Source organism: Actinoplanes sp. NPDC051633, from assembly GCF_040681735.1.
Taxonomy (GTDB): domain Bacteria; phylum Actinomycetota; class Actinomycetes; order Mycobacteriales; family Micromonosporaceae; genus Actinoplanes.
In genome coordinates, this window is sequence record NZ_JBFAZH010000170.1 from 1 (window position 1) to 9,773 (window position 9,773).

12 protein-coding genes are annotated in these 9,773 nt (G+C 72.3%); 5 read left to right on the forward strand and 7 right to left on the reverse strand.

Features of this window, described 5'->3' with window-relative positions; translation table 11 throughout:
- The coding region (locus tag AB0M20_RS12655; RefSeq protein WP_364297450.1) for a pirin-like C-terminal cupin domain-containing protein at positions 1-340 on the forward strand (340 nt) is incomplete at its 5' end.
- Between the two features lie 4 nt (positions 341-344).
- On the opposite strand, the gene AB0M20_RS12660 is transcribed toward AB0M20_RS12655, so the two are convergent.
- A complete protein-coding gene (locus AB0M20_RS12660; protein ID WP_364297452.1) occupies positions 345-725 on the reverse strand; it encodes a nuclear transport factor 2 family protein in 381 nt (126 codons plus the stop codon).
- Between the two features lie 35 nt (positions 726-760).
- Between AB0M20_RS12660 and AB0M20_RS12665 the strand changes: the two genes are divergently transcribed.
- On the forward strand, positions 761-1,363 hold the full coding sequence (locus AB0M20_RS12665; RefSeq protein WP_364297454.1) for a dihydrofolate reductase family protein: 603 nt from the start codon (positions 761-763) through the stop codon (positions 1,361-1,363).
- A 44-nt stretch (positions 1,364-1,407) separates the two neighbouring features.
- On the opposite strand, the gene AB0M20_RS12670 is transcribed toward AB0M20_RS12665, so the two are convergent.
- Positions 1,408-1,551: a hypothetical protein gene (locus AB0M20_RS12670; RefSeq protein WP_364297456.1), complete on the reverse strand. Its 144-nt coding sequence runs from the start codon at positions 1,549-1,551 to the stop codon at positions 1,408-1,410.
- Positions 1,552-1,655: 104 nt separating this feature from the next.
- On the opposite strand from AB0M20_RS12670, the gene AB0M20_RS12675 reads away from it, so the two are divergent.
- The 3 genes from AB0M20_RS12675 to AB0M20_RS12685 all read left to right on the forward strand — a co-directional run bounded on the left by AB0M20_RS12675 (position 1,656) and on the right by AB0M20_RS12685 (position 5,253).
- Complete coding sequence (locus AB0M20_RS12675; RefSeq protein ID WP_364297458.1) at positions 1,656-3,233, forward strand: phospholipase D-like domain-containing protein; 1,578 nt, start codon at positions 1,656-1,658, stop codon at positions 3,231-3,233.
- A gap of 71 nt (positions 3,234-3,304) precedes the next feature.
- A complete protein-coding gene (locus AB0M20_RS12680) occupies positions 3,305-4,603 on the forward strand; it encodes a sensor domain-containing protein (RefSeq protein ID WP_364297460.1) in 1,299 nt (432 codons plus the stop codon).
- A complete protein-coding gene (locus AB0M20_RS12685; protein WP_364297462.1) occupies positions 4,594-5,253 on the forward strand; it encodes a response regulator transcription factor in 660 nt (219 codons plus the stop codon). Before AB0M20_RS12680 ends, AB0M20_RS12685 begins: the two co-directional genes overlap by 10 nt.
- Positions 5,254-5,271: 18 nt before the next feature.
- Here the strand turns inward: AB0M20_RS12685 and AB0M20_RS12690 are convergent, their stop codons facing one another.
- From AB0M20_RS12690 to AB0M20_RS12710, 5 genes are all read right to left on the reverse strand, one after another.
- Entirely contained in the window at positions 5,272-5,892 is a 621-nt protein-coding gene (locus tag AB0M20_RS12690; protein ID WP_364297464.1) for a response regulator transcription factor, read from the reverse strand.
- Positions 5,889-7,136 carry a sensor histidine kinase gene (locus AB0M20_RS12695; RefSeq protein ID WP_364297466.1) on the reverse strand — a complete coding sequence of 416 codons (1,248 nt, stop codon included), beginning with the start codon at positions 7,134-7,136 and terminating at the stop codon, positions 5,889-5,891. Before AB0M20_RS12695 ends, AB0M20_RS12690 begins: the two co-directional genes overlap by 4 nt.
- 2 nt (positions 7,137-7,138) lie before the next feature.
- Positions 7,139-7,879 carry an ABC transporter permease gene (locus AB0M20_RS12700; RefSeq protein WP_364297468.1) on the reverse strand — a complete coding sequence of 247 codons (741 nt, stop codon included), beginning with the start codon at positions 7,877-7,879 and terminating at the stop codon, positions 7,139-7,141.
- A gap of 115 nt (positions 7,880-7,994) precedes the next feature.
- On the reverse strand, positions 7,995-9,092 hold the full coding sequence (locus AB0M20_RS12705) for a methyltransferase domain-containing protein (protein ID WP_364297470.1): 1,098 nt from the start codon (positions 9,090-9,092) through the stop codon (positions 7,995-7,997).
- A 4-nt stretch (positions 9,093-9,096) separates the two neighbouring features.
- A partial coding sequence (locus tag AB0M20_RS12710; RefSeq protein WP_364297472.1) for a phosphotransferase occupies positions 9,097-9,773 on the reverse strand: 677 nt, incomplete at its 5' end.

Genomic DNA, 9,773 nt, shown 5'->3' on the forward strand with positions numbered 1-9,773 from the left:
GCACGTGACGCTCCAGCCCGGCGCGCGGCTCGACCTGCCCTGGCAGCCCGGCTACAACGCGCTGGTCTACGCGCTCTCCGGCACCGGCACGGTCGGCGCCGAGGCCCGGCCGATCCAGATGGGCCAGCTCGCGGCCTTCGGCCCGGGCGACGCGATCCGCGTGTCGTCCACATCGGAGCTGGACCTGTTCGTCATGGGCGGGCAGCCGATCCGCGAGCCGGTGGCGCACTACGGGCCGTTCGTGATGAACACCCGCGCCGAGCTGATGCAGGCCTTCGAGGACTTCCAGAAGGGCCGCCTCGGCGTCATCCCGGCCGAGCGCCTGCCGCACACCGACTGAGCGGTCAGTAACGCTCGACAAGGTGCTCGCGGCCCGGCGGCGGGTCGTACGGGTCCGGCCAGTAGTCGACGATGCGGGTGATCAGGCCCTGGTCGGACACGTCGAGCCAGACACACGCGTCCTGCCGCTGATCCGGCGCGTCGACCTGGACGTCGAGCAGCAGCGCCGCGGACCGGCCGTCGGCGACGATCCGGCGCACGGCCAGATGCCAGTCGCCGGGATACTCGGCGTTGAACCGCAGGAACGACTCCCGGCCGCGGATGCGCTCGCGGGTCTGCGGCATCTCGTACACCACATCGCCGGCCAGCAGGCCGGACAGCCCGGCCCAGTCCCGCCGCTCGAGCCGATCGACATAGTCCTGGGCAGCGCGCCTGGTCGCATCCACGGCCGGGAGAATACCGCCGTGCCAGGATGGGCCGCATGTCGCGCATCGTGGTGGTCAACTTCGTGACGCTGGACGGTGTCATCCAGTCGGTGCTCTCCGCCGACGAGGACCGTGACGGCGGGTTCGAGGCCGGCGGCTGGGTGCAGCCGTACATGGACGAAGTCGTCGCACGCGTGATGAGCGAGGCGACCACCGGCGCCGGCGGCCTGTTGCTCGGGCGCCGCACCTACCAGAACTTCGCCGCGACCTGGTCGGTCGCCGACCGCGGCGAGCCCGCCGTCGCGGCGCTCAACCGGATGCCCAAGTACGTCGCGTCGACCACCCTCGCCGCCACGGACTGGGAGAACAGCCGGATCCTCGGCGAGGACCTGGTCGCCGAGGTGACCGAGCTCAAGAAGCAGCCGGGCGGCGACATCGTCGTCTTCGGCAGCGGCCGGCTGATCCCCGCGCTGGCCGCGGCGGACCTCATCGACCGGTACACGCTGCTGACGTTTCCACTGGTCCTCGGCACCGGCAAGCGGATGTTCGCCGACGGCTTCGCGCCCGCCACGCTGACGCTGCTCGGCAGCGAGGTGTCCACGACCGGAGTGGTCGTGCTGCGGTACGGCCGCGCCTCAAGCACCAACACCGGCGGTTAGGGCCAGCCGCAGCCTGATTTCGTCCTCGGTGTCCGGCGCCGCCGTCACTGCATGAGCCACATCGCGCCGACGCCCAGCAGGACCATGATCAGGATTGCGATGAGCAGGCCCTTCTCTGCGGCCAGGGCCGGGTCGACCGGGGTAACGTCTGTGGTGACCGGCTGTGTGGTGATCGGCTCGGAGCTCATCGCTACCTCCGGGGGGACGGAGAGACTGTCGGACGTTTTCCGGAGTGCGGAACCCCGGAACCCGGCTTACCGTGAGGGCGTCGTCGACCTCGGAAGGGCTGCTTGTGCCGCTGACGGACTGGTTCCTCACCGCGGAGGAACGCGGCAACCCGGACACCTCCATACCCACCTGGACCGCTGGAAACACGGCCGAAGCGCTGATACACGGTAAAACGTATTTCGACCGTCTGGTGGCTGAAGTGGAAAGCCTGGACGCAGGCGATCTGCTTTTCTTCACGGACTGGCGGGGTGATCCGGATGAACGCCTGCGCGACGAAGGCCCCACGATCGCCGAACTCTTCTCCGCGGCGGCCAAGCGCGGAGTGATCGTCAAGGGCCTGCTGTGGCGGTCACACCTGGACAAGTTCTCCTATTCCGAGGAGGAGAACCGCAGCCTGGGCGACGACATCGCCGCGGCGGGTGGCGAGGTGCTGCTGGACCAGCGGGTACGCCGCGGCGGCTCGCACCACCAGAAGCTCGTGGTGATCCGCCGGCCCGGCCGGCCGGAGCAGGATATCGCATTCGCCGGCGGCATCGACCTGTGCCACAGCCGCCGCGACGACGCCGACCACGGCGGCGACCCGCAGCCCATCCAGATGTCCAAGGCCTACGGCGACCACCCGCCCTGGCACGACGTTCAGCTGGCGCTGCGCGGCCCGGTGGTCGGCGCGCTCGACCTGACCTTCCGCGAGCGCTGGTGCGACAAGGTGCCCCTGGATCAGCACGGGCCGATCTCCACGATCGAGGACAAGCTCAAGGGCGCCGACCTGCACGCCGACGAGCTGCCCGAGCAGCCGCCGGACCCGCCGGAGGCCGGCCCGATGGCGATCCAGGTGCTGCGGACCTACCCGGCGATGCGCCCGCCCTACGGCTTCGCCAAGCTGGGTGAGCAGACCGTCGCCCGCGGCTACACCAAGGCGATCAAGCGGGCCCGCCGGCTGATCTACCTCGAGGATCAGTATCTGTGGTCGAGCGAGGTGGCCGAGCTCTTCGCCGACGCCCTGCGCCAGCATCGCGACCTGCACCTGATCGCGGTGGTGCCGCGGCACCCGGACGTCGACGGCCGGTTCGCGCTGCCGCCCAACCAGGTGGGCCGCGAGCAGGCGATCAGCCTGTGCTCGCGGGCGGCGCCCGAGCGGGTGCACGTCTACGACGTGGAGAACCACGAAGGCACCCCGGTGTACGTGCACGCCAAGGTCTGCGTGGTCGACGACGTGTGGGTGAGCGTGGGCAGCGACAACTTCAACCGCCGGTCGTGGACGCACGACAGCGAGCTGTCCTGCGCGGTGCTGGACGAGCGGGTGGACGGACGTACGCCGGCCGATCCCGCCGGGCTCGGCGACGGCGCCCGCCGCTTCGCGCGGGACCTGCGGCTGGAGCTGCTGCGGGAGCACCTGGACGCGGACAGCGACGAGGGCCTGCTGGACCCCGAGGAGGCGGTACGCACGGTGAACGCGACCGCCGACCGGCTGCGGGACTGGCACAAGGGCGGGCGCAAGGGCCCCCGGCCGCCGGGCCGGCTCGTGCCGCACGAGACGACACGGCTGCCGTGGTGGCAGCGCCTGTGGGCGGTGCCCGCGTACCGGATGGTCTACGACCCGGACGGCCGCGCGTGGCGGGAGCGCCGGGCCGGCAAATGGTAGGGCTGGGCATACCCCGTTCGTAGTGCCGGACGGCTGTCCCGAGGATGAGCCCGGCACCTACCTTGAGTCGCATGTCCAGCATCTGGCCGGCGTTGCGATCCCGGCGCTTCCTCTACTCGTCCTGGCCGTGGCGGGCCCTGCTCTACGTGGTCACCACGGTGATGGTGGCGGCCCCGGTGGCCGCCGCGACCTGGGTGGTCACCCTGCCCTGGTTCGTGATCGCCAACGACCTGCGGCAGGGCCGGCTCCCGGACACCACGCGCCTGGTCTTCCTGGTGCTGAGCGTCGTCGTGCTGGCGGTCTTCGGCCCGCTGGTCGCGGTTCCTCTCGCCGTCCTGGAACGCCGCCGACTCGCGCTCCTGGACGCCCGCCCGATCCGGACCCCGCACCTGCCCACGCCGGCCGACCCGATCGCCTGGCTGCGCGTCCGCTACACCGAGGCCGCCACCTGGCGCGAGGTGCTCTACGGTCTGCTGTTCGCGCTGGTGGTCCCGGTCGTCTACGGCGTGCTGACGCTGTTCGCCGGGCTGGTCCTGGCGCTGGTCGCGTCGCCGCTGCTCATCGCCGGCGACGGCCTCGACATGAACGTCGGCCGATGGACGGTGGACACGCCGGGCGAGGCGACCGTCGCATCGGTGACCGGCCTGCTGCTGATCGTGCCGGTGTTCTACCTGGTCTCGGCGGTGACCGGGGCGCAGGCCTCGGCCGCCCGGTCGCTGCTCGGCGATCGGTCGGTGGACGGCGAGCTGCGTGAGGTGAACCGGTCGCGTGCCCGGCTGGTGGACGCCTTCGAGGCGGAGCGCGGCCGGATCCAGCGCGACCTGCACGACGGCGCCCAGCACCAGCTGACCAGCCTCACCCTGCAGCTCGGCATGGCCCGGCTGGACCTGCCGGCGGGCTCCCCCGCGGTGGAGCCGCTGGACCGGGCGCACGCGCAGGCCAAGGATCTGATGGTGATGCTGCGCGACATCGTGCACGGGATCCGGCCGCAGGTGCTGGGCGATCTGGGGCTGATGCCGGCGCTGCGGGAGCTGGCCGGGCGTACGCCGCTGCCGGTGCACGTGACCGGCCCCGAGGTGCTCACCCGCCCGCCCGAGCAGGTGGAGACCACCGCGTATTTCGTCGCCTCGGAGGCGCTGGGCAATGTGGCGAAGCACGCGCTGGCGACCAGGGCCGACGTGACCGTGTCGTGGTCGGGAGAGGCCTTCGTTCTCGAGGTACGCGACGACGGGGCGGGCGGGGCGGACCCGGCGGCGGGCAGCGGCCTGACCGGGCTGGCCGACCGGGTGGCCGCGGTCGGGGGTCGCCTGCTGATGGCCAGCCCGCCCGGTGGGGGCACGCTGGTCCGGGTGGAGCTGCCGTGCCGGTGAGCGGTGTCAGCGTGGTTCTGGCCGAGGACGGTGTGCTGCTGCGGGAGGGGTTGTCCGGCCTGCTGGACCGGTTCGGCTTCCCGGTGGTGGCCGCGGTGGGTGACGCCGTCGCCCTCGTCGAGGCCGTCGGCGCGCACCGGCCCGGCCTGGTGATCACCGACATCCGCATGCCGCCGGACAACACCGACGACGGGCTGCGGGCGGCGGTGGCGTTGCGCCGGGCGCGGCCCGCCCTGCCGGTCGTGGTGCTCAGCCAGTACGTGCAGGTGGAGTACGCGTCGGCGCTGCTCGACACGGGCGGCGGGGTCGGTTACCTCCTGAAGGACCGGGTCGTCGACGTCGCCGACTTCGTGGCGTCGCTGCGCACGGTGGCCGAGGGCGGAACGGTGATCGACCCGGAGGTGGTGCGCCGGCTGCTGAGCCGCGACCCGCTGTCGGCGTTGTCCACACGGGAGCGTGAGGTGTTGGGCCTGATCGCGGAGGGCCAATCCAATTCAGCGATCGCCGCGCGGCTGTTCGTGAGCGAGGCGGCCGTCGGCAAGCATGTCGGCAACATCCTGACGAAGCTCGACCTGCCGCCGGCCGAGGACACGAACCGCCGCGTCCTGGCGGTCCTGACCTACTTGCGCTCGGAAGGCATGCCTAAGTAGAACGGTCGCGGGCGCTCGTCAACTCAGGTAACCGCGGGAGAACGCGGTGGCCACGGCGGCCGCCCGGTCGTTGACGCCGAGTTTGGCGTACACGTGCAGCAGGTGGGTCTTGACCGTCGCCTCGCTGATGAACAACTGCCGTGCCGCGTCGCGGTTCGTCGAGCCCCGGGCGATCAGCCGCAGGACCTCCAGCTCGCGGTCGGACAGGGGCTCCGACGCCGGCTTGCGCATCTGCCCCATGAGCCGGGTCGCGACGGCGGGCGAGAGCACCGCCTGTCCCCGCGCGGCCGCCTCCACCGCGCGGAACACCTCCTCGCTCGGCGCGTCCTTCAGCAGATAGCCGGTGGCCCCGGCCTCGATGGCCGACAGGACGTCGCCGTCGGTGTCGTACGTCGTGAGCACCAGCACGCGCGACGGCACGCCGAGCCGGGTCAGCTCCTTGATGGCGGCGACGCCGTCGGTCCTCGGCATGCGCAGATCCATCAGGATCACGTCGGGCTTCAGCCGCTGCCCGGCGACGACGGCCTCCGCTCCGTCGCCGGCCTCACCGAGCACCTCGAACCGGGGGTCGGCGCCGAACATGCCCCGCAGCCCGTTGCGCACCACCGGGTGGTCGTCGACGATCAGCAGCGAGATCACACCGCACCTCCCGCAGGAATGGCCGGCACGGTGGCCGAGATGGCCGTGCCGCCGCCCGGCTCCGACTCGATGTCCAGCCGGCCCGCCAGGCGCTGCACCCGCTGCCGCATGCCGGCCAGGCCGAACCCACCGGCGGCGGAGCCGGTGGCACGCTTGCCGTCCGGCTCGAAGCCCACCCCGTCGTCGCGGACGTCGAGAGTCACCAAATCCTCCATGTAGGACAGAGTGAGGCCGACCCGGGTGGCTCGCGCGTGCTTGGCCACGTTGGCGAGTGCCTCCTGCGCGGTCCGCAGCAGCGCCACCTCGACGTCGGTGTGCATCGGCCGGGCGTCGCCGGTGGTGGTGAGCACCGCGGCGATGTCGTTGGCCGCCGACCACCGCTGGGCCACGACGCCGATCGCCTCCGGCAGCCGGGCCTGGGCCAGCACGGCCGGCTCCACGGCGTGCACCGACCGCCGCGCCTCGGTCAGGCTCTCGCGGGCCAGGTTCGTCGCGGTCGCCAGGTGCCCGCGCAGCGTCGGCGGGTCGTCGAGCGTCTTCTCGGCGGCCTGGAGCTGGGTGAGGATGCCGGCCAGGCTCTGGGCGAGGGTGTCGTGGATCTCCCGCGCCATCCGCTGCCGCTCGTCCGACACTCCCGCCTCCCGCGCCTGCACCAGCAGCTGAGCGTGCAGGGCGGCGTTCTCGGCGAGCGCCCTCTCCAACTCGACGAGGGCGCGCTTCTGCTTGACGTTGCGGTGCTCGGCCATGTCGTAGACGTGGAAGACGGCCGAGGACAGCACGGCGGAGATCAGGCCGATGGCCAGCCAAGCCCACCACAGGTTGTCGGCCCGGATGGATTCGACCCCGCCCAGAAACGCCACGGCCGAGATCAACGCGGTGGCCGTGGCGCCGGCATACCGCCAGCGGCCGGTCAGGTAGTGGAAGGCGTGGGGATAGCCGGCGAAGGCGAGGAAGCCGTACCAGGGCGCGAGCGCCACCAGGCCGGCGGCCAGCGCCATCAGCCCCGCGAAGTACAGGCGCGGGTGGCGACCCGCGCGGAGCGGGTGGAACCAGACGAGCCAGAGCAGGGCCGCCGCCGAGAGCCCGAGGACCGTCGGAACGTGCACCAATCCGCGCCAGAGCGGCTGCAGCAAGGTGATGAGGACGCTGATCGCCAGCAGCGCGTACGGCAGGACGTTGAACCACCGGTCCTCGGTGCGCTCCCAGCGGTCGAACTCGGCCCGCAGGTCGGCCTCGATGCTCACTGTCACTCCCAGCGGAAGTATCGCGAGGCCAGCACGCCGGCCACGATCGCCCACCCCAGCGTGACGGCCAGGTGCAGTGGCTGCGGCCAGTGACCGGCGGTGGCGTCCTGCAAGGATTGCACGCCGGCGCCGAGCGGGGTCAAGTCGCTGATCGTCCGCAGCACGTCGTTCATGGCGGCGCGCGGCACCCACAGGCCGCCGAAGAAGGCAAGCGGGAAGAACACAATGGAGCCGACCGCTCCGGCGCTGCGGCCGGTCGGCGCCAGCGCGGCGACGAGCATGCCGACGGCGAACAGCGCCAGCGCGAGCAACAGATAGCTGATCAGGTAGGCGGGCACCAGGCGGGGCAGGTCGACGTCGAACGCCAGCCGGGCGACGGCCACCATGACGAGCATCGTCAGCACGGACAGGATCGTGGCCATCAGCAGCTGGGCGCCGATCATCTCCCCCGGCCTGACCGGGGTCGTCCGCAAGCGTCGCAGCACGCCGTTCTCGCGGTAGGTGGCGAACAGCTGGGACAGCCCGGTGAGCGCGAACAGCGCGATGCCGATCGCCACGATGATCGGCAGGTAGAGGTCGATCACCCGCGCGCCGCCGAGGTCCGGATCGGGCTGCCGCATCGACGGCACCGACCCGAGGACGACGAGCAGCAGCGGGGCGAACGCGACGGCGAAGAACACGCCGATCGGCTCGCGGAAGAAGAGTCTGGTTTCGGAAACGGTCAGGCGGTGCAGTGCGGTCATCGACATAGGGAAATCCTGCGGTCCGGCATCGGCGCGCCGAATCGACTCCGCGGCCATGGCCCGCGCCGGCCGGGGCGGACTCGCCGATCAACCGATCGGTTGATGCGGTCGCCGGTCAGAGACTCCAGTTGGCCGGGACCCAGATCGGCGCGTCCGGGAGACCGTTCAGGGCGAGGGTGACCTGCCAGGCGCGCATCGGCGGGCGGCCCGCGGCGTCCCAGCGCTTGAGGATGTCGAGCGCGTCGTTCGCCCAGCGCTCCGGCTCGGCGCCGCCCGACAGGATCGCGCCGTCCGGCAGGATCGCCGCGCCGCCGGTGCGGTCCTCGTCCAGCAGCATCAGGCAGTTCTGGTCCACGCCCGGGATGGCCGCGTGGGTGGCTCGGCGGTGCCAGACGCCGGCCGCGTACCAGAGGTCGCGGTAGCCCAGGGCGCCCAGCGGCGGGTCGAACCGCGGGCCCTTCTCCTCCCGCAGGGCGGCCAGCTCGCCGGGGGCGGCCGGCGCCGGATGGGCGAACTGGTGGGCGGCCGTCAGCGGGCCGGACGCGCTCATGAAACCGGACGGGCAGACCACCGACGCGGTGACCGGGCCGTCCGCGGTGCCGCGGACGGCCAGCACCGGGTGGGTGCCGGCGTGCTCGACCGGCACCACGGCGACGCCGCCCGGGTCGAGCTGACTGAGCCAGCGCGGGGACAGGCCGCCCACGCCGACGGTGACGATCACGCGGTCGAAGCGATGCCCGGGCGCGCCGGCGTACCCGTCGCCGTGGTCCACGCGTACCCCGGTGATCCCCGCCTCGGTGAGGGCGCTCGCGGCCCGCGCCGCGACGTCGGCCTGGACGTCGACGCTGATCACCGACGCGCCCAGGGTGGCCAGCAGCGCGGCGTTGTAGCCGGTGCCGGCGCCGATCTCGAGCACCCGCATGCCCGGCTCGACCTCGAGCGCTTCGATCATGATGGCCATCAGCGACGGCTGGCTGGACGAGCTGATCGGGACGCGGTGGTCGACCTTGGTGACCAGCACGTCGTCGCGGTAGACGGCGTCCAGGAAGCCGGGATCGCCGGGTTTGGTCCAGCGGCCGTGGCGGTCCTGGAAGCCGCGGCCGACGAACGCCTCCCGCGGCACCGTCGCAAACGCACGCGCCAGCTCGTCGCTGAGCGGCGCACCTCGGCGGATCTCCTCGACGTAGGCGGCCCGCCGATCAGTGTCGGTCATGCGACTACCGTACGGCGGCCACCGCCTGGGCGAGCCGGTCGGGGACGTCCTTGGCGTGGTAGATGTGCTCGGACGGCTCGATGTTCGCCAGGAAATCGGCGTAGATCACCGCCCGGCGCAGGTGGAAGATCGGCCGCATCAGCTCGACGGCGTGTTGCGGGTCGCTCTCCGGGAACGACGCCCGCCACCGCACCACCCACGCCGCGATAAGCGTCTCGGCGTCGCCGGCGTCGAGGCCCTCGACGAGCCGCAGGATGTCATCGGCCGGCTGCCCGGTCGTGGCGTCGCCCCAGTCCATGATCACCGGGTCGCCGGAGCCCACCCGAGTGTTGCCCGGGTGCAGGTCGCCGTGCACGATCGTGTCCGGCATCCGGCAGGCGGCGATCCGGTCGAGGCGGTCGGGCAGCGCGGTCATCAGCTCGCGCAGGCCGTCGACGGTGTCGTAGTGCGGCACCGCCACCCGCTCGAAGGTGGCTAGCGCGAGGCGGGCGTCGGGCATGCCGGTGGCGAGCAGGTCGTCGACCCGGCCGGCGAAGTGCTCCTGCACCGGGTGCCACTCGGCGGCGATCCGCGCGCGCACGTCGAGGCCGGCGCCGAACCCGTCCTCACCCGGCACGTGCGCGAGCAGCATGCGGCCCTGCTCCCCCGCCGCGAGCAGTGGCGGGACCAGCGCGGGCGAGA

Excerpts from the sequence above, each read along its gene's own strand:
- AB0M20_RS12665 (WP_364297454.1), top strand. The coding sequence starts at position 761 with ATGTCGCGCATCGTGGTGGTCAACTTCGTGACGCTGGACGGTGTCATC.
- AB0M20_RS12670 (WP_364297456.1), bottom strand. The coding sequence starts at position 1,551 with ATGAGCTCCGAGCCGATCACCACACAGCCGGTCACCACAGACGTTACC.
- AB0M20_RS12680 (WP_364297460.1), top strand. The coding sequence starts at position 3,305 with ATGTCCAGCATCTGGCCGGCGTTGCGATCCCGGCGCTTCCTCTACTCG.
- AB0M20_RS12700 (WP_364297468.1), bottom strand. The coding sequence starts at position 7,879 with ATGACCGCACTGCACCGCCTGACCGTTTCCGAAACCAGACTCTTCTTC.
- AB0M20_RS12705 (WP_364297470.1), bottom strand. The coding sequence starts at position 9,092 with ATGACCGACACTGATCGGCGGGCCGCCTACGTCGAGGAGATCCGCCGA.